The sequence below is a fragment of the Cloacibacterium sp. genome, assembly GCF_047601505.1.
Taxonomy (GTDB): domain Bacteria; phylum Bacteroidota; class Bacteroidia; order Flavobacteriales; family Weeksellaceae; genus Cloacibacterium.
Genome location: NZ_JASGJD010000001.1, coordinates 2883813 through 2903828, shown reverse-complemented (window position 1 = coordinate 2903828; position 20016 = coordinate 2883813). Strand labels below are relative to the sequence as shown.

Annotated in this window: 19 protein-coding genes and 1 pseudogene; 4 read left to right on the top strand and 16 right to left on the bottom strand. The window is 32.6% G+C overall.

The window, feature by feature from the left end:
* Positions 1-14: 14 nt before the first annotated feature.
* Positions 15-1019 (bottom strand): glycosyltransferase, encoded by a 1005-nt coding sequence (locus tag QM746_RS13175; RefSeq protein ID WP_414984649.1) that lies wholly within the window; start codon positions 1017-1019, stop codon positions 15-17.
* 155 nt (positions 1020-1174) lie between these two features.
* Between QM746_RS13175 and folP the strand changes: the two genes are divergently transcribed.
* Complete coding sequence (gene folP / locus QM746_RS13170) at positions 1175-1933, top strand: dihydropteroate synthase (RefSeq protein WP_414985156.1); 759 nt, start codon at positions 1175-1177, stop codon at positions 1931-1933.
* 36 nt (positions 1934-1969) lie between these two features.
* On the opposite strand, the pseudogene QM746_RS13165 reads toward folP, so the two are convergent.
* The 7 genes and pseudogenes from QM746_RS13165 to dnaG all read right to left on the bottom strand — a co-directional run bounded on the left by QM746_RS13165 (position 1970) and on the right by dnaG (position 7621).
* Positions 1970-2295 (bottom strand): annotated as a pseudogene (locus tag QM746_RS13165) (four helix bundle protein).
* 127 nt (positions 2296-2422) lie between these two features.
* A complete protein-coding gene (locus QM746_RS13160; protein WP_414984648.1) occupies positions 2423-3886 on the bottom strand; it encodes a M28 family metallopeptidase in 1464 nt (487 codons plus the stop codon).
* 13 nt (positions 3887-3899) lie between these two features.
* Positions 3900-4136 (bottom strand): hypothetical protein, encoded by a 237-nt coding sequence (locus QM746_RS13155; protein ID WP_414984647.1) that lies wholly within the window; start codon positions 4134-4136, stop codon positions 3900-3902.
* 258 nt (positions 4137-4394) lie between these two features.
* A complete protein-coding gene (gene clpP / locus QM746_RS13150; RefSeq protein WP_414984646.1) occupies positions 4395-5069 on the bottom strand; it encodes an ATP-dependent Clp endopeptidase proteolytic subunit ClpP in 675 nt (224 codons plus the stop codon).
* A 71-nt stretch (positions 5070-5140) separates the two neighbouring features.
* A complete protein-coding gene (locus QM746_RS13145) occupies positions 5141-5437 on the bottom strand; it encodes a type II toxin-antitoxin system RelE/ParE family toxin (RefSeq protein ID WP_414984645.1) in 297 nt (98 codons plus the stop codon).
* A complete protein-coding gene (locus QM746_RS13140) occupies positions 5434-5649 on the bottom strand; it encodes a hypothetical protein (RefSeq protein WP_414984644.1) in 216 nt (71 codons plus the stop codon). The genes QM746_RS13145 and QM746_RS13140 overlap by 4 nt, the downstream gene beginning before the upstream one ends.
* A gap of 55 nt (positions 5650-5704) precedes the next feature.
* Positions 5705-7621, bottom strand: a complete 1917-nt coding sequence (dnaG, locus tag QM746_RS13135; protein WP_414984643.1) for a DNA primase — start codon at positions 7619-7621, stop codon at positions 5705-5707.
* Between the two features lie 144 nt (positions 7622-7765).
* Between dnaG and QM746_RS13130 the strand changes: the two genes are divergently transcribed.
* Positions 7766-8401: a VTT domain-containing protein gene (locus tag QM746_RS13130; RefSeq protein WP_374364786.1), complete on the top strand. Its 636-nt coding sequence runs from the start codon at positions 7766-7768 to the stop codon at positions 8399-8401.
* 3 nt (positions 8402-8404) lie between these two features.
* Positions 8405-9064: a VTT domain-containing protein gene (locus QM746_RS13125; protein WP_374364784.1), complete on the top strand. Its 660-nt coding sequence runs from the start codon at positions 8405-8407 to the stop codon at positions 9062-9064.
* Between the two features lie 19 nt (positions 9065-9083).
* Here the strand turns inward: QM746_RS13125 and QM746_RS13120 are convergent, their stop codons facing one another.
* Together QM746_RS13120 and prfB are read right to left on the bottom strand one after the other, a co-directional pair.
* A complete protein-coding gene (locus QM746_RS13120; protein WP_414984642.1) occupies positions 9084-9395 on the bottom strand; it encodes a hypothetical protein in 312 nt (103 codons plus the stop codon).
* 62 nt (positions 9396-9457) lie between these two features.
* Positions 9458-10570 (bottom strand): peptide chain release factor 2, encoded by a 1113-nt coding sequence (prfB, locus tag QM746_RS13115; protein WP_414984641.1) that lies wholly within the window; start codon positions 10568-10570, stop codon positions 9458-9460.
* Positions 10571-10684: 114 nt separating this feature from the next.
* Between prfB and QM746_RS13110 the strand changes: the two genes are divergently transcribed.
* Positions 10685-11158: a thermonuclease family protein gene (locus QM746_RS13110; protein WP_414984640.1), complete on the top strand. Its 474-nt coding sequence runs from the start codon at positions 10685-10687 to the stop codon at positions 11156-11158.
* Positions 11159-11210: 52 nt separating this feature from the next.
* On the opposite strand, the gene QM746_RS13105 is transcribed toward QM746_RS13110, so the two are convergent.
* From QM746_RS13105 to QM746_RS13080, 6 genes are all read right to left on the bottom strand, one after another.
* On the bottom strand, positions 11211-13670 hold the full coding sequence (locus tag QM746_RS13105) for a DUF5686 family protein (protein ID WP_414984639.1): 2460 nt from the start codon (positions 13668-13670) through the stop codon (positions 11211-11213).
* A 131-nt stretch (positions 13671-13801) separates the two neighbouring features.
* The gene (gene alaS / locus QM746_RS13100) at positions 13802-16405 is read right to left on the bottom strand and encodes an alanine--tRNA ligase (RefSeq protein ID WP_414984638.1); all 2604 of its coding nucleotides are present in this window, start codon (positions 16403-16405) and stop codon (positions 13802-13804) included.
* 108 nt (positions 16406-16513) lie between these two features.
* A complete protein-coding gene (locus QM746_RS13095) occupies positions 16514-17137 on the bottom strand; it encodes a hypothetical protein (RefSeq protein ID WP_414984637.1) in 624 nt (207 codons plus the stop codon).
* A gap of 112 nt (positions 17138-17249) precedes the next feature.
* Positions 17250-18077: a 50S ribosomal protein L11 methyltransferase gene (gene prmA / locus QM746_RS13090; protein WP_414984636.1), complete on the bottom strand. Its 828-nt coding sequence runs from the start codon at positions 18075-18077 to the stop codon at positions 17250-17252.
* A gap of 648 nt (positions 18078-18725) precedes the next feature.
* Complete coding sequence (tpiA, locus tag QM746_RS13085) at positions 18726-19487, bottom strand: triose-phosphate isomerase (protein ID WP_414984635.1); 762 nt, start codon at positions 19485-19487, stop codon at positions 18726-18728.
* Positions 19488-19631: 144 nt separating this feature from the next.
* Entirely contained in the window at positions 19632-19979 is a 348-nt protein-coding gene (locus tag QM746_RS13080) for a TerB family tellurite resistance protein (protein ID WP_414984634.1), read from the bottom strand.
* Between the last annotated feature and the right edge of the window lie 37 nt (positions 19980-20016).

The following is a 20016-nucleotide window of genomic DNA, read 5'->3' as shown; positions in this document are numbered from 1 at the left end:
GATGAGAATAGAAATTACTTCTTATAAAAATGTTTCGGAAATGCGTCTTCTGGCTTCATTCTTAATATATTTAGCTTAATCCAAGATTCTAAAAAGCCGTATCCGTAAGAAAACATTTGAATATAAGTAGTGATAATTGCATTGGCTGCAATAGAAATATTTTTTGTTAAAATTAAAACGTGAAAGAAAATAATAAGGGTGTAAAATCCGTAACACGTTAAAACAAAACCTTCGTTTAGTGCAAAATATTCTAAAATACCAGCTACATAACCTAATAAAAACAATGATGGAAACCAAAAAGTTGGTTTTACATAATTGGGATGTCTTTGGTTAAGAATTGGTCTGGCACAACCGAATTGATACACTTGTTTTGAGAATTTTCCTAAATCTGTTCTGCGTTTGTGATAAACTCCTATGTCATCAAAAAATGCCGTTTTGTAGCCTTTTTCCCAAATCGTCATTGATAAATCTGGGTCTTCGCCAATTCTCATTTCCGAAAAACCACCAATTGACAAGAAAATTTCTTTATTTACGCCCATGTTGAAACTTCTCGGCTGAAATTTGGTTACCGCTTTTTTGTTGCCTCTAATTCCGCCAGTTGTAAAAACCGAAGTCATAGAGTAGGAGATGGCTTTTTGCAAAATATTGAAACCTTTGTGAGCTTTGTCTGCTCCTCCAAAAGCGGCACAATCTGTATTTTCTAGATTTTTTTTGATGTTTTCGATGTAATCTTTTTCTACAATTACGTCTGAATCTACAAAAACCAACCAATCATTTTTCGCTCTTCTAGCACCGTAATTTCTAGAAAGTCCGGGACCAGAATTTTCTTTTTTGAAATATTGAATTTCCAACATTTCTTTGAAAGTTTCTACTGTTGGCAACAAATCAATCATAGAGCCGTCATCTACAATTATTACTTCAAAATTTTTGTCGGTTTGAGCAATTAATGAATTCAAAAGCTCGAATAATTCGTCTTTTCTGTTGAAAATAGCAACAACAATGGAAATGGTTTTTTGCATTCAACAAAAATAGTGGTTTCAAACGTATTTGAGTAAATTTAGACCAAGAAATTCTATAAATTTGCAAAATGATATTTCCAACTTCCAACTTCCAACAATCTTACTTTTCTATTAATTGTAACGGAAAACTTATTGATTTATCTACTCCCAAAATTATGGGAATCCTTAATTTGACTCCAGATTCTTTTTCGGATGGAGGTAAATTTAACAACGAAAAATCAGCACTTCTTCAAGCGGAAAAATTGATAAAAGATGGAGCCGATTTTATTGATATTGGAGCTCAATCTACAAGACCAAATGCTGAATTTCTCTCAGCTGAAGAAGAAATTAGAAGAATTGGTACTATAATTCCTTTGATTAAAAAGGAGTTTCCGGAAACGTTAATTTCGCTTGATACTTTTTATGCGGAAGTGGTAAAATTCGGTTATAATGAAGGATTAGATGTTGTAAATGATATTTCTGGCGGCGATTTTGATGAAAATTTATTGAAAACAGTTGCAGAAACCAAACTTCCCTATATTTTGATGCACAGCAATTCTTCTTATCAAAATATGCACGAAAAAATTCAGTATGATGATATTATAGTTCACTTGAATTATTATTTTTCAAAAAAAATCAATGAATTGAAGCGACTAGGAATTAAAGATATTATTCTAGACCCAGGTTTCGGTTTCGGAAAAACGGTAGAAGACCAATACAAAATGATTGACGAAACAGAATTTATAGGATTTGAGAGATTTCCTTTATTAATTGGGATTTCCAGAAAGTCTTTTATTTATAAACCTTTGAATAAAAAGCCATTAGAAATAATAGAAGAAACTCAAAAACTTCATCGAAAAGTTTTAGAAAAAGGAGCTAAAATATTGAGAGTTCATGACGTAGCTGAAGCGAAGAATTTAGTGGGAGAGTTATAGAGTGGGAGAATTTTAGAGTTGTAGAGTGGGAGGGTTTTATTCTTTTGGATTAAAGTTTGTCCATTTTTCCACATTATTAATCATGTAAATGAGTAATGCAATGAATTCATTATACTTTTCGTTAAAAATTTTAAATTTTTCTTCCTCAATATAATTGCATTGAAAAGAAAATTCTAACCAAGTTTGGGTTTCTCTTGCTTCTCCTTCTGCATCTGTTAATTTTGAGACAAATGATTTTGGATATCTTCTTTTTCCCCAAGCTTCAGAAATATTTGCTGAGACAGAACGCGAAGAGCGCTTTATTTGATCGGTTAATATTTTTCTTCACTTGGAAATTGGAAAGAAATTTTATAAATTTCCATAGCAACTTCAAATGATTTTTGATAAACTTTAAGTTCATTGTGATATTTAATAATTGCCATTTTTTATATTATTTGTAAATAATCTAACTCTACAACTCTCTTACTCTACAACTCTCCCATTTAGAAATTATCTTTCAAGTTTAAAATCTTTAATTAATTTTGGTTTTTCTGCTTCGTTGGCAACTTTCCAAGAAGTTCTGTACATCCATTCCGTCATTTTATATAATTTTTTGAAATTGATGTTTTCAGATTCATCTTGTGGCGTGTGATACTGAAAATGCAATACACTGGTGAAAAATAAAGCCGGAATTCCTGCTTTAGCATAAGGAAGATGGTCGCTTCTGAAATAAAAATATTCTGGATGTTCTGGCAAATCCCAAGCTTTCAAGAATTTGAATTTCGTACTTTCGTTATTTGCATCAAGAGCCATTTTTACTAATTCTTCAGAATTTTTATGAGGAGCTTCGCTACCTAAAAGTGCAGCTTCGTTGTTATCATTTCTTCCAATCATATCTCCGTTTAGAACCGCTACAATGCTTTCTTTCGGAACTACAGGATGTGCAGCATGCCAACGAGAACCTAGTAAACCTCGTTCTTCTGCACCGTGAATTACAAACAAAATACTACGTTTTGAAGGCTGTTTGCTGTAAGCTCTTGCCATTGCCAATAGAGCTACACAAGTACTCGCATTGTCGTCTGCGCCGTTATAAATGGTGTCGTTTTTTACAGGATGACGAATTCCATCATGGTCTTGGTGACCACTCAAAAGAACATATTCATTTTTCAATTTTGGGTCTGTTCCTTCAATTTTACCAATAATGTTTACTGATGGATATTTGTATGTTTCGGTCTGAATATTTAAGGTAATTTCAGGATTGTTTTTTACCCAATTTTCGTTTTCTTGTTTAATCCAAAAAACAGGAATTCCTACATCTATTTTTTCTCTAAGACCTTCTACGCCGTATGTTCCTCGGGTCATTTGTGGTAAAACTTCTGCCCAACTTTTATCTGAAATATTATCTGTAATAAAAATAATTCCTTTTGCACCAAGTTGAGAAATGGTTTTATAATATTTAGTTCTGATGAAACCAGGATATCTTCTCTCGAAAAGTGTCATTTCTTTTGAAACGTTGAGGTCTGAGGCTTTTAATGCAACTACTTTTCCTGCAATGTTTTTTGAAGCCAAATCTTGAGGTTCTACTTTTCCTAAATACAAAACTGGAGCGATAAAATTGTTATCAGTAATGTCTTGTACCAAAATATCTTTCCAAATTTTGAGGGTTTTATCACCAATTTTCACAGAACTTTGAGGCGAAACCTGATGGCGATACATATCAAAAAATTGAAAAAATGTTCCGTTGTCACCAGCTGGTTTCATTCCTGCATCTTTCATTTTGTCGGCAAACCACATCGAAACTTTCAGTTCGTCTAAAGTTCCGGCTTCCCTTCCCCAGAATTGGTCAGCAGCCATTTGGTACATATCGGTTTTAAGGTCTGCTTCTTTTATGGCAGAAACCAGCGGTTTTTTGTAAGACTGAGCATTTGCAAACATGATTGAGCCAAATGCTAAAAATGTGAGTAGTTTTTTCATAAATCAATTATTTTCAGTTCAAATTAGACATTTTATCAGCATATTCTTTGGCAAAAATTTTTCTATCTTCTTCTAATTTTTCTAGATTATTGGGCAGAATGTAAGAAAAAAGCTCTTTTTCTTCTTCATCTAAAAAAATAATTTCTTTTTCGGTTTCATCAATCATTTGTGAGAAGATTTCCCACATTGAAGTGTCTTTTATCTTTAAAAGTTCAAAAAAATCTTTTGCTTTTATTTGGATAACTTTCATTTTTTGTCGGATGTTAGATGTTTACAAAAATAGTAAATGTTTGTTAAAATTTTGCAATAAGGATGGAAGTGTAAATCCCGCAGTCTCGTCTGAAATATAAGACGAGGAATTGTAATGAACAGTCAGGTTTTGGAAATTTTTTGAGAATGATTTTGCAAGAGAAATTTTCAAAAATTGCCGTAAAAAAAACTTTGTCAAAGATTTTAAACTTTGACAAAGTTGATGTTAGATAAGCTAATTGCTAGAAGCAATAGTAATTTATTTTTTCTCTAAAACTTCATCTACCATTCCGAATTCTTTGGCTTCGGTAGAAGTCATCCAATAATCTCTGTCAGATGTTTTTTCTACCCATTCGTAAGTTTGCCCAGAATGGTTAGAAATAATGTCATACAACTCTTTTTTGAGTTTTAGCATTTCTCTAAGGTTAATTTCCATATCGCTTGCTACGCCTTGTGCGCCACCACTTGGTTGGTGAATCATCACTCTTGAATGTTTCAAAGCAGAACGTTTTCCTTTTTCACCTGCCACCAAAAGAACAGCTCCCATACTTGCAGCCATACCTGTACAAATTGTAGCAACATCTGGTTTAATGATTTGCATTGTGTCATAAATTCCTAAACCAGCATAAACGCTTCCACCGGGAGAATTAATATAAATTTGAATGTCTTTAGAAGGGTCTGAACTTTCTAAAAATAGCAATTGCGCAGTAACAATGTTAGCAACTTGGTCATCAATTCCAGTTCCAAGGAAGATAATTCTATCCATCATTAAACGTGAGAAAACGTCCATCTGAGCTACGTTCATTCTGCGTTCTTCCATGATGTACGGCGTAAGATTAGTTGGGTTGAAAGTTCCCATATATTGATCTGTTGCTAATCCGCTATTTCCTAAGTGTTTTACAGAGAAATCTCTGAAATCTTTTTTTATATCCATTTTAAATTTTTTATTTAAAGTTTAATAGTATGGCTCAAAGTCTATACCTTTTTACAAATTTAGCCAAAGTGTCAGTATTTTTTAGGTTTTCTTTTAGAATGAAAAACGGCATCAATAAAAATGGTTTTAGAATTTTCATCAATCCAATAAATTATGATGTAAGGAAATCTTATTAAAGGAACTTTTCTTAAATTTTCTTTTTCTTGATTGGCTTCAAAGTAGAAAGGATTTTCTGAAATTAATCTTAAATAATATTCTAATTCTTCTATAAATTCTACGCCAAGATTTTCCTTTTTTTGTTCATACCAAAGAAAAGCATCTTCTAATTCAATAGAGGCTGGTGCTAGAAATTCTATTTGATAATTCAACCTAAAATTCTCTTTTTGAGATTTTGCCAAGATTCGGAACTTATTTTACCTTCTTCAAAATCTTTTTTTCGTTTTACGGCTTCGCTCCACATTTTATCAGAAACTTCAGTTTCTTCTAGAAGAATTTTTGCAACTTCTTCTTTTTCTTTAGGATTAAGATTCTTTATAATTCCCAAAAGTTGCTCAAACGGAAGTTTTATAGAAATGTCCATAACTTTTGTTTTATTCAAAATTAGTAAATAAAGTTAATATTAAAGTAAAAATAAACTATAAAATACGATACAATTTCTCATCAATTTTATTTTTTAATTGAGTAAGATTGATGATTTTTCTATAAGCATCTTCGCTGTTTTCTTCGGTTATTTGATGCTTTAAATCGTTGATAATCTTAATAATGTATTCTCTTTTGTGACGAATAACTACATCTTTTACAATTCTATCTATTAATTCTTCTTCTTTGCTGAAATAAATATTGTGTTTCTCCCAATTGCTTAATTCATAAGGGTTTACTAGAGCATCTGCTGTTTTGGTAACGATGTTTTCGTCCATCAAAGTCATGAAAAAGTTTCCAGAACGAAGTTCGTTTTGCTGAATTCCAAATTTTATTTCTGAGATAATTTTTTGATTAATTGGTGAGATAATCTCACAATCGTCTTCTTCTAAATGTCCGATAATTTCTTCGATTACTGTAATTTGATAAACTTCATTTTCCGGAGTTTTCCTTTCAAGAACGTAATCTCCATATTTCAACATCAATTCTACCAATTTTTCTTCTAAAACCAAAAGCGGATTAATGGTTTCTAGCGTTTCCTGAACTTTTTCGAGTTTTACAACATTTGTTTCTCTCTTTTCTTTTGGTTGCTGTTGTTGTACAATTTGTTTTTGAACGCCTAATTCATTAAAAAGAGACTGCTCCGAAAGTTCAAATTTTGTGGAAACTTGTTTTAAATAGACTTCTTGCTTTAGTGCATTGCTTACAAAACCAACAGATTTTACAATATCTCTGATGGCTTCTGCTTTTTTTATAGGGTCGTTTTCTGCTTCTTTTAATAAAATTTCCGCTTTAAAATCGATGAAATCTTTTGCTTGATTTTTGATGAAATTTTCTACAAATTCTCTCGGATTTTTTCTTGCAAAACTATCAGGATCGTCGCCATCAGGAAACAAAACCACTCTTATATTCATGCCTTCGGTAAGAAGCATGTCTATACTTCTAAAACTCGCTTTAATACCTGCTGCATCGCCATCAAAAAGGATGGTTACGTTTTCGGTAAGACGTTTGATAAGTTTTATTTGTTCTGTGGTAAGAGCAGTTCCAGAACTTGCCACCACGTTTTCTATTCCGCTCTGGTGAAGCGAAATCACATCCATATAACCTTCTACCAAAAGACACAGATTTTCTCTGGAAATCGCTTGTTTACTTTGGTTTAAGCCATATAAAACATTAGATTTATGATAAATTTCGGTTTCTGGAGAGTTGAGATATTTGGCGGTTTTTACATTAGATTTCAGAATTCTCGCTCCAAAACCCAAAACTCTTCCGCTGAAACTATGAATTGGGAAAATTACACGTTCACGAAATCTGTCAATTCCTGTTGGAGTGTTTTCTGGGAAGATTGAAATTCCAGATTTTTCTAAAATTTCTTTTTCGTAGCCTTTTTCTATAGCAAATTTTGTAAAAGCATCTTTTTTTTCTGGAGAATAACCAAGTTGAAACTTCTTAATAATGTCATCATGCAATTCTCTTTCTTTGAAATAAGACAAACCAATGGTTTTCCCTTCCTCATTTTCCCAAAGAATTTCTTGATAAAAATTATTGGCAACATCATGAATTTTATAGAGAAGTTCGCGTTCTGTTTGCGCTTTTTTTTGCTCTTCAGAATATTCTATTTGGTCTTCTTCAATCTCGATTCCGTATTTTTTTGCAGCATGACGAAGAGCTTCAGGATAAGTGAAATTTTCGATTTCCATCAAAAAAGTGATGGCACTTCCACCTTTCCCGGAGGAGAAATCTTTCCAGATTTGTTTGCTCGGAGAAACCACAAAACTTGGCGTTTTTTCTTCGTGAAAAGGACTCAAACCTTTGAAATTTGAGCCAGCGCGTTTCAGTTGAACATATTCGCCAATAATTTCTTCAACTCTAATGGTTGAAAATATTTTATCGATGGTTTTTTGAGAAATCATGTGGTAAAATTATAAAAAATTGTTGGAAGTTGGATGATGGATGATGGATGATGAAATGTATTTATAATAAACCATATCAAACAATTTGAAACTTTTTCAAAACCATAGAATTTTAATGTATCTTTGTGCAATAATGATTAATAAATGGATTTAATACATTTTTTTCTTGAATTTTTGGGCGATCCTCTTACCACTCTCACAGGAATTATTAGAGATTACGGCGTCTATATTTACTTATTTTTATTCTTGGTTATTTTTATAGAAACGGGTGTTGTGGTAATGCCTTTGTTACCAGGAGATTCTCTACTTTTTGCAGTAGGTTTAATAGCTGCTACAACGGGGCAAATTGATATTTATACGGTAATTCCGTTGTTGGTTTTTGCTGCACTTTTGGGCGATAATGTTAATTATTTTATCGGGAAGAAATTTGGCGATTATATTCAATCTAAAGAAAGAATTCTATTTTTAAAGAAATCTCATATCGAAGATACAGAAAAATATTTTGCAGAAAATGGCGGTAAAACGGTCATTTTGGCGAGATTTATTCCTATTGTAAGAACTATTGCTCCTTTCGTAGCAGGAGCTGGAGAAATGAAGTACAGAACTTATCTATTGTATTGTATTTCAGGCGCTTTTCTTTGGGTTACCTCCATCACTTTATTAGGCTATTTTCTAGGAAATATAGAATGGGTGAAATTAAATTTTGAAAAATTTGTTTTAGGAATTGTTTTTGTTTCAATTTTACCTATTATCTTTAAAGCATTTAAAAGAAAGAAGTAAAATATGTTAGAAAGCATATGGACTTTTATAATAGACTTTGTTTCAAAGCCTGATCAAGTATTAATTTCGATTATAGAAAAATACAACAATTGGGTTTATGTTTTCCTTTTTGCCATAATTTTTGCAGAGACAGGTCTTATTGTAGCATCTTTTTTAATGCCTTTTTTGCCTGGTGATGCACTTATTTTCACTATCGGACTTCTTGCACAAGAAGAATCTCTTAATATTTGGATTGTAATTCCGTTGCTTATGTTTGCTGCCGTTTTGGGCGATAACGTAAATTATTATGTTGGAAAACGTTTCGGAGATTACATTATGAATAGTGAAAAAGACCGTTTTATTAAGAAAAAACATATCGAAAAAGCAAAACATTTTTTTGATAAAAATGGTAAAAATTCTATCATTATTGCCCGTTTTGTACCTGTTGTAAGAACAATTGTTCCTTTTCTTTGTGGTTCTACTAAAGTGAAATATTCTACATTTCTCACTTTTAGTATTATTGGAGCTTTTCTTTGGGTAGGTGTAATTGGTTTATTGGGCTACAATCTTGGTAAAATAGAATGGGTAAAAGAAAATTTAGATTTAATGATTTGGGGAATCATCATTTTGGCGAATATTCCGCTCATCAAACAAATATTTTTTTCAAAGAAAAAGGAAGTTTAAAAATTTAAACTTCCTTTTTTTATCTTGTTATTCCTTTTAATAATCCAGAAATAATAGCTTGTTTGGGCGTTGAAACACCATTAGGATTGGTAATGGTTTTTGGAATTTGATAAGGATTAACGGTAAATCTTGAATTAAGTTGATTCAAATTTTTTTGAATGTCGTTCCCTTCATTTTGAGTTTCTTTAAAAAACAAAGGTTTGTTTACAATAGGATTTGCTATTTTTAAAGAATACACTGTTGCTTTTTCAACTTTTGTAGAATCTAAAATCTGAGCTTTAGAAACAAATGAAATTGCCAACAATAATGGTAAATATAATTTTCTCATCATTCTTTAATTTGTTACTAAATTAGAAAATAATTTTCATAAACCATTGTTTTTCAGAAGAAATGTTACAAGTTAAAATCATCATCAGAAACTGCAGTTCCTTCGTTCATTAAGTAAGCTTTCAAGAACGGAGTAAGATTTCCATTCATTACGCCATCAACATCCGAAGTTTCAAAACCAGAACGCACGTCTTTTACCAATTTATAAGGATGCATTACGTAATTTCTAATTTGGCTTCCCCATTCAATTTTCATTTTATTGGCTTCAATTTCGTTTCTGGCTTTCATACGTTCTTCCAATTCCATTTCATAAAGTCGAGATTTCAAAAGTTGCATTGCTTTTTCTTTATTTTGAAGCTGAGAACGAGATTCAGAATTTTCAATAATAATTCCTGTAGGAGCGTGACGAAGACGCACCGCTGTTTCTACCTTGTTTACGTTTTGTCCACCAGCTCCGGAGCTTCGCATGGTTTCAAAAGAAATGTCTGCCGGATTGATGTTAATTTCTATAGAATCATCTACCAAAGGATAAACATACACCGAAACAAAACTAGTGTGTCGCTTCGCATTGCTGTCAAACGGCGAAATTCTTACCAATCTGTGAACTCCGTTTTCGCCTTTCAAATATCCGAAAGCATATTCTCCGTCAATTTCCAGAGTTACCGTTTTTACACCAGCTACGTCGCCTTCTTGATAGTTCAGTTCACGGATTTTGTAACCTTGTTTTTCGCTCCACATTTGGTACATTCTCATCAGCATAGAAGCCCAATCACAAGATTCTGTTCCACCAGCTCCAGCTGTAATTTGTAGAACTGCCGAAAGTTCGTCGCCTTCGTTAGAAAGCATATTTTTGAATTCCAGATTTTCTATTTTTTCTACCAATTCTGGGAATTGTTCGTCCAATTCTTTTTCAGAATCGGCATCTTCTTTTGCAAATTCTACCAAAACCTGCAAATCTTCAAATTGAGTATTAATTTCTTCGTATTCTTCTACCCATTTTTTCTTAGAACGCAGTTGTTTTAAAAAAGTTTCAGCTTCTTTTGGATTGTCCCAAAATTCTGGAGCAGCCGTTTTTTCGTCATCGTTGATGATTTCTAGTTTCTTCTTTTCAATTTGAAGAAATTTATACAAATCTTCGATGCGTTTTTGTGTATCTTTAAGTTGGTCTGTTGTAATCAAAACTAAAATCTTTAGATTTGCAAAAATAGTTTATTTCAACGCAAAGACGCAATATTAATTTTAAATTTAAAATGTGTTTGAGGCGCAAAAATTGTCTTCGACAAATTTAGATTTATGAAGTTAAAATTTTTAAAAATAGTTTCACTTTTCTTAGTTTTAATGTTGAATGCTCAACTCAAAGAAAATACTTTTTACACAGTTTCTAAAATTACAGATGGCGATACTTTTTATGTGATGAAAAAAAATTTTGAAAAATTCAAAATTAGATTAATTGGGATTGATGCGCCAGAAAGTTACAATGTTGGCAAGAAATTTCGCAAAGAATATTTCGGGAAAGAAGCAAAAGTTTTTGTAACCAATCTTCTCAAAAATAAAAAAGTAAAATTGACTTTTGATATTCAAAAAACCGATAGATACGGAAGGATTTTAGCGTATGCTTATCTAGAAAATGGCGTTTTTCTCAATCAATATTTAGTAGAAAATGGTTTTGCGGTGGTAGCTACTTTTCCGCCAAATGTAAAATTTGTAGAAGTTTTTACCAAAGCTGAAAAATTGGCGAGAAATAAAAAATTGGGATTGTGGAAGTAAAGAAATATCATTCCGAAGGAGATTTTCCTCCGAAATGATACCGATTTTGAGTTTAAAATCCTGATAATCTGATTTGTAAACCGAAATTATCTTTAAACTGAGAAGTTTGATAATAACCAAGTCTATAAGAAAATCCTACATCGAATTTTCTTCCCAAAAATCTGTTCCAAATAAAGCCAACTTCTTGATAATTATGGTTTAAAACTTGGAAATTGAACTGATGATTTTCCGGATTTTTGAAATTTCCAACTGCCGTTTTGTATTCTAATTCTATGGTAGAATAGGTTTTCCCAATTGTTTTAAACCTGAAAGGCAAATATTGAGAAACCTGCAAACTTACAAATTTATCTGCATAGAAAGTTCCTGAAGGCATGGTTACAAATCCTAAAGTGGATGGTGTATTGATTTTTGAAGTCCAGTTTTCTGATGAACCATTGGTTTGTCCGATAATTTCAAAATTTTTCCAAATAGGAGCGGTTCCGGAAGAGATTCCGCCTAAAAATTTAAGCGTTGTAGTTCCTAATTTGCTTCTGAATTGATGTATTGCCAAAGCGTCTAATCTGTGGTAATTTAGCTCGCCATCGAAAATTTTACTTCCGAATTCATAATTCAAGAAAAATTGTGGAAATTTCTTTTCATACGTTAATTTTCCACCTGGAGTCATCATATTTTTATCGTTTGGAGAAAATTTCAATGATAGAGTTGCGCTCACATTTTTGAAACTATTTCCTAAATTTTGGTATTGATAATCAAAAAGTGCTTTTTGATTTTCGTGATTTAAACCAATTTTTGCCGTCAAACTATTAGAAACATCGTACAAAAATGAAGCTCCAATTTTTTTACTTTGATAGAAATTAGCATTATACAAATCTACTCCTAAGTCTTTTAATTTCATTGGATTGTCCCAAAGTGCGGTGCTGATTCTTCCTGCGGCAAAAACATCATCAGAATAATCTACTCTGAAAATAGAAGTTCTTTTTTCTGAAAGTTTCACATCTAAACCTGCGCCATATTTCCAAGTGTGGTCTCTAAAACCATAACCGAAATAAGCATCTGGCGAAAAAGTTTTACTGAATTTTTCGTTGAGTTTTGCGCCAACTCCTAATCTTACACCTTGAAATTTGTCGTAATTAAAAATTTTGGTAAGGTCGAAATCTACCATTTTATAACGAAAATTTCCTTTCATTAAATTGGTGAAAAGGCTTACTTTTTTGTCAAAATCATATTTTTTCACCAAACTATCAATTTTAACGTAAGTTCCTTTTTCTCTGGTGGTTAAGCTGTCTGTTCTGTATTTTTGAAGTTGACTTCCATCAGAACCTTTTACCTCCAAAGCGTAACCTTTAAAATCAGCAGATTTTTGTTCTTTATTAATTTCAAAATCGAAATATTGATTTTTTACAAAAAGAAAATTACTGAAGGATTTTTTATTCATTTTAGGCTTTTGTCCGGCTTTTACAGTATCGTTAGATTTTCCTGTGGTAAAAGTTTGGTCGCCCATTCTAATTTTCAGATTTTCATAATCTAGAAACCACTTGTTGTTGATAGGTTTCCACACCGAAACTACATTTCCTTCGTTGCTTTTTTTGCTACTGCTTTCAATTTTTTTGAGGGCAAAATTTTCGGCATCTACATAGATTTTTCCATTGAATTTTCTAGGATTTTGCTTGCCTTTGTTGTTTACTTCTTTAAATTTTATCACAAACGTTTTTCTGTTGTCCAGAGAAATGGTATCCGAAAGATAATAATTATAAATTTTCCTGTTTTCGGGTCTTATTTGCCTCGGAATTCGGTTTAAATTTGAAATATTAAGCGCCAATGCTTCATAAATAGGATTGGGAAAACCAGACATTCTATTGTCTATAATATTGGTTTTTTCTCCAAATTTCTGAGAATATTTGTACTCCGAAACCTTTTCCCAAAGGAAAAATTGGTTGTTTTGAGCCATTTTTGTTAAATCATCCTCTGCAAGAGAATCTTTCTTTTTTTTGTCGTTTTGATTTTTCAGCGTTCGGTTTTCTATTTTCTTGATAGAATCTGTTCTTTTTGCCATAAAATCCTGATAAGCAGCAACCGAATCTTTATCAAAATCAATCGAGATTTTACTATACGATTTAAAATCATAAGAATCTAAAGCTTTCGGACTGTTTTCTTTGTATCTTTTCAAGAGTTCGTCTAGCATTTTTAGTGCTTTTGGGTCGCTTTTGTCTGTTAAAACGATACGGTCTATGTTTCCCGTTTTTTCCGAAGAAGGTTTCAGAGAAATTTGCATTAATTTTTTAACATCTGCTTCTTCACTTTCGAAATTATTGGCAAGAATGTCCACTTTTTTACATTTCGTTTTGAAAGATAATTCTCCATTGGCATTGGTTTTCCCGAGAAGATTGTCGTCACAATAAACCGATGCGTTGTAGATTGGTTTTTGGTTTTTAGAACTGATTACTTTTAATTGAATCTGACTAAAAGAAAATGCGAAAATCAGTAAAAATAAAGAGGATAGAGATTGTTTCATTGGTTGGTTTTTTTAATAAGACAAAACTATCCATAAGAATGTTACAAAAAATACAAGAAAAACGTAATTTTTTGTTAAAAAAATCCCTTTCAAAAATTTTTGAAAGGGACTTGAAATATTTTTTTATTAGATTAAATTTCCATTGCTTTTTCCAAAGCATTTTCAATTCCAGCAAGGTTTTTTCCGCCAGCCGTTGCAAAACCCGGGTTTCCACCGCCACCGCCTTGTATTTCTTTAGCGAGTTCTTTCACAATGTTTCCAGCGTGATAAGTAGCTTCTAAATCCGCAGAAACGCCAACCGTAATCATTGGTTTTTCGCCAGCATCAGAAATAATAATGGTAACAGAATTCGGGATTTCTTTTTTCAGTTGGAACACTAAATCTTTCACCGAACCTGCATCCAAAGAAGTGCGTTTTACTAACAATTGTTTGTCTCCTTTTTGTACAAAAGCATTTTTCCAATCGCCTATTTCGCCTTTTGCTTTTTCTTTCTTCAAAGCATCAATTTCAGATTTTAAAGCCGTGTTTTCTTCCAACAATTTTTCGATAGATTTTACCAAATCTTTAGATTTCAAAAGGGTAGAAACTTCTTTTATTTGATTTTCTAAATTCTTGAAATATTCGGTTGCTTTATCACCAGAAATGGCTTCAATTCTTCTAATTCCAGCAGCTGTAGAGCTTTCTGCCATTATTTTGAAATGCCCAATTTCACCAGTAGATTTCACGTGAGTTCCACCACACAATTCTTTAGAACTTCCAAACTGAATCATTCTTACTTTGTCGCCATATTTCTCACCGAAAAGCATCATGGCACCTTTTTCTGTAGCTTCAGCAATGGCTAAATCTCGGTATTCTTGCAAAGGAAGATTCTCCTTGATTTTTGCATTTACTTTTTCTTCAACCAAAGCCAATTCTTCTTCAGTCATTTTAGAAAAATGCGAGAAGTCAAAACGCAAATAATTCGGGCCAACAAAAGAACCTTTCTGCTCCACGTGAGTTCCCAAAACTTCTCTCAATGCTTCGTGCAAAAGATGCGTTACAGAGTGATTTGCTTGTGTATTTTTTCTATCAGAAATATTCACTTTTGCAATGAAATTTCCTGAAATATTTTGAGGTAAATCTTTGATTAAAGAAATCACCAAACCGTTTTCTTTTTTGGTTTCCAGAACGTCGAAAGTTCCTTCGTTATTTTCAAGAGTTCCTTTGTCGCCAACTTGTCCGCCACCTTCTGGATAGAAAGGTGTTTCGTTGAGAACAATTTGATAAAATTCTCCATCTTTATTTTCTACTTTTCTGTAACGAGTGATTTTAACTTCGTTTTCAGTTTTATCATAACCTACGAAATTTTCTAGTAATTCTGCCACAACTTCCCAATCGTACACTTTTTGAGCAGACGATTTTTTAGAACGTTGTTTTTGTTTTTCCATTTCTTCGTCGAAGCCTTTTTCATCGACTGTTAATTGCTTTTCTTCGGCAATAATTCTCGATAAATCTGCAGGGAAACCGTAAGTATCATACAATTCAAAAACTTCAGCTCCATGAAGAACTTTTTCGTTTTTAGAAATGGTTTCTTTTATAATATGGTCAAGTCTAACCAAGCCGTGTTCAATGGTTTTCAAGAAAGAATTTTCTTCTTCTTTAATGACTTCGGTAACCAATTTTTCTTGTTTTACAATTTCAGGAAAAAATGCTCCCATTTGATTTTTTAGCACAGCCACCAATTCAAAAAGGAAAGGTTCTTTCATTCCTAAAAATCTGTAAGAATAAGAAATAGCTCTTCTCAGAATTCTACGGATAACGTAACCAGCACCTCCGTTGGAAGGCAACTGTCCGTCTGCAATGGCAAAAGAAACAGCTCTGATATGGTCTACAACCACTCTGATGGCAATGTCTTTTTCGTCTTCTAAAATTCCTGTATATTTTTTGCCAGAAAGTTCCTCCACTTTTGCAATTAAAGGTGTGAAAACGTCGGTATCGTAATTAGAAGATTTTTGTTGAAGTGCCATGCAAAGACGCTCAAAACCCATTCCTGTGTCAATATGTTTTGCAGGTAAATTTTCTAAACTTCCGTCTGCTTTTCTATTGTATTGCATGAAAACCAAGTTCCAGATTTCTACAACTTGAGGGTGGTCGTTATTTACCAATTCTAGGCCAGAAATTTCAGCTTTTTCTTCAGCAGTTCTTAAGTCAACGTGGATTTCAGAACAAGGTCCGCAAGGTCCAGATTCTCCCATTTCCCAAAAATTATCTTTTTTGTTTCCGTTGATAATTCTGTCTTCGGCAATATGAGCTTTCCAAAAATTGTAAGCTTCGTTATCGCGTTCTAAATTTTCTTTTTCGTCGCCTTCAAAAATGGTAACGTAAAGATTTTCTTTCGGAATTTTGTAAACTTCCGTCAATAATTCCCAAGCCCAATCTATGGCTTCTTTTTTGAAATAGTTGCCAAAAGACCAGTTTCCGAGCATTTCAAACATCGTGTGATGGTAAGTATCTCTACCTACATCGTCCAAATCGTTGTGTTTGCCAGAAACTCTCAAACATTTTTGAGTATCGGCAATTCTGTGAGATTTTGGTTCTTTGTAGCCCAAAAAGTAATCCTTAAATTGTGTCATCCCAGAGTTGGAAAACATCAAAGTAGGGTCGTCTTTCAGAACGATAGGCGCAGAAGGAACGATGAGGTGTTCTTTGCTTTTGAAAAAATCTAAAAACTGTTGGCGTATTTCTTGTGAAGTCATATTTTTGGTTGACAGTTGTCTGTTGATTGTTGTAAGATTGCAAATTTAATGATTTTGAATGATTTTTAATACAGCGAAAAAATGTTTTTCGATATGGTACAGAGATTTTTACATTGATTTTCTTACAAGACTGAAAATAGAAACATTTAAAAGAATAAGATACCCGAAAATTAGGTAATAAGCAGGTCTTGGAAGTTTTCCAAATTCTGTGAATTTGTATATTATTTTTTCATAAAGAGTTGGTTTGTAATGTTCAAAAATAGCTCCTCCACAAATTGAAAATGTATCTATTTCTTTTGCATTTGAATCTTTATAGAAATGAACAGCGAAAATGTGTCCTGTTTTATCTAAATCCAAACCATATTGTAGTTGTTTTGCTTTTTCAAAATCATTTAAAATAGAAATAAAATCATCATAAGTATTATTTTTTCCAATAATAAATTCAATTCCAGTATTTTTTTCATTTCTTGCTTGAAGTTTCTTTATTTCTGAAACGTAATATTCAGAATTTTTTCTCGCAGTATTTGGTTGAACAATTATTTTTTGATATTTCCAATTTCTTAAAGGTTCAAAAGTTGCAAAAGTTGAACTCCCTGATTTTGCTGGAAGTCCAATGTCTATTACATTAGGAATTGGCTCTTGCAATTTTTGATTTCCATAATACCAAAACAGAAGCGGAATAAAAATAGCACTTATTAAACCTGGGACATAATAGATTTTGCGAGATTTCATTATTTAGTTTTTTGAAATGAATGCAAAAATGATGCAAAATAAGTTTTGGCTAAAGCCGATGAAGTTTTTAAAAAGAAAAGTCGGACTTTTGTCCGACCTTATTGATTAATTTTTATTTCACCAAAAGCAAACTGCACCATTCTTCGCGCTGTTGTTTGTTTTTGAGTTTCAAGCCTTGTTCTACGCAAACTTCTAGAATGTCATCAACATCAAAAAAACATAAGCCAGAAAGCAATAATTCGCTGCCTTCGTTCATATCTTTTACGTAAGTTGGGATGTCTGAAATCAAGATGTTTCTATTGATGTTTGCTAAAATAATATCGAATTTTTCTTTGCCTAAATTTTCGGCAGTTCCTAATTCTATGCGAAGTTCTACGTTGTTTCTTTCGGCGTTTTCTTTAGAATTTTCTATAGACCATTCATCAATATCAATTGCGAGAACATCTTTTGCGCCTTTCATTTTGGCATAAATGGCTAAAACGGAAGTTCCGCAACCCATATCCAAAACTTTTTTGCCTTCAAAATCCATATCCATCATTTGTTGAATCATCAAATGTGTGGTAGGATGATGGCCTGTTCCGAAAGACATTTTTGGTTGAATAATAATTTCTTCCATTGCAGGATTGGCTTCATGAAATTCTGCACGAATTAAAACTCTGTCTTCTACATTGATGGGAGAGAAATTTTTTTCCCATTCTTCGTTCCAATTAATGTTGGGCATTTCTTCGAAAGTGTAAGAGATTTTTACGTTTTCGTTACTGAAAATTTCTAAACTTTTGAAATTGTCTTCGTTCACCAAATCGGTCGGAATGTAGGCTTTTATACCTTCAATTTCTTCGGTAAAACTATCGAAACCTATTTCGATAAGTTCTGCCATTAAGATTTCGTTCCAAGGTTCTAGAGGTTGTATATTGAAGTTGAATTCTGTGTAGTTCTGCATTTGTTGGATGTTAGATGTTGGGTGACGTACGTTTTTTAGTTTTGCAAATTTACGAATTTTGTTTCATGAAAAGAATGTAAAGTTTTTCTGAGATTATTGAGTTGCTTTGCTCCATAGGAACAAAAGGTTGTAGGAAAAATATTGTAAAGGTTTTGGTGAGCTCCGTAGGAGAGAAAGATTTATTTTTTATGGCGCGAGCATTTCGACAAGCTCAATATAAACTTAGCGAGCGTCGATTGTTTTCAAAGTTTGGAAAGTTCGCAAAAATTCCTCCTGTCATTGCGAGGAACGAAGCAATCAAGGGGGATTCAAAAATTTATAATTTTTAAAGACGGGGTAGTTTAGAAAAGTGAAAAGAAAAAGTGCAAGTGAAATATAGCCACGATTGGAGCATTGTTTGAGCTCTTTTAAAAATTTTTTGATTGGATATCCTTTTTGCGTTGCAACCGCAGAAAGGGTTTAAGTGGTGGCAAAAATTTTTAAAAAGCGAGTGCGGAAAGCGTGACCGAAAGTGTAAGAATTTCAAAGCGTGTGCTTCTAATTCTTCGAATACGCTCAGAATGACAAAAAAAAATTGCCACCCCTTCAAAGAAGGGAAATAAAAAAGAGCTGAAATTTTACTTTCAACTCTTTTTTAATTTTTATTTCTTAATTATTAAAACCTTCAATAATTTTAGAAAAATCTTCTATTTTAAGAGCAGCTCCACCAATAAGACCTCCGTCGATATCTGGTTGAGAGAAAATTTCTTTAGCATTGTCTGGTTTTACAGAACCACCGTAAAGAATAGAAATCTCGTCTGCTACTTCTTGTCCGTATTTTGCAGCGATAAGGCTTCTAATGTGAGCATGAATTTCTTGCGCTTGCTCTGGAGTTGCTGTTTCGCCAGTTCCAATTGCCCAAACTGGTTCGTAAGCGATAACTACTTTTTTAATTTCTTCAGCAGAAAGTGTGAAAAGAGCTTCTTCGGTTTGTGCTTTTACTACTTCAAGGTGTTGACCAGATTTTCTTTGCTCTAATGTTTCGCCATTACAATAAACAGGGATAAGACCTTTATCTAAAGCAGCTTTTACTTTTTTGTTGCAAGCAGCATCAGTTTCTCCATGATATTGTCTTCTTTCGCTGTGTCCGATAATAGAACCGTCTGCTTCAATAGATTGTAACATATCTGCAGAGATTTCTCCTGTGTAAGCTCCTGCTGCAAATTCGCTCATGTCTTGTGAAAATACGCCCACTTCGTTGTTTTCAAAAATATCTCTTGCCATCATTAAATATAATGCTGGTGGAGCTATCCAAACTTCGCAATTGGTCGCGTTTTCTTTTTTATATTCTAATAATTGAGCCATTAATTGCTGTGCATCAATTACATTTTTGTTCATTTTCCAGTTTCCTGCTACGATGTTTTTTCTCATTTCTATATAGTATTGAGGTTAAATTATAAATTTTTGCAAATTTCTGAAATTCTTACGTTTTACAGAAATATTATAATATGAATTGCATCAGTTTATTTTGAATTTTATTTCTTTTACAACCAAAAGAAAAATATTCTGATGTATTTACATTTTCCAAATAGACTTCATCATAGAGTAGAAGTCGTGTTCTTCTTCTGAAACTACGTTGTTTGCTTTGATAAGTTTTTTAGCAAATTTTTTGAATTCTTCTCTTTCTTTTTCTATGGAATCATCATAAAAACATTGCGCTTGAAACTCAAAATGAGGCTTCCATTCTTCTGGTTTTAGAGACGCAATTTGGTCTATCTCGTTATCGAAATTGATGGGCAAAGGAAACTCTTCTTCCAAATATTCTCTAATTACTTTTTCTTCGTTGGTATGAAATTTATAATCTACTGCCGAAAGTATCATCAGTAAATGAAATCCCGCGATGGATTTGTTGGTTTTTCTCATTTTATTTTATTTATTTTTTGCGCAAAGTCGCAAAGTT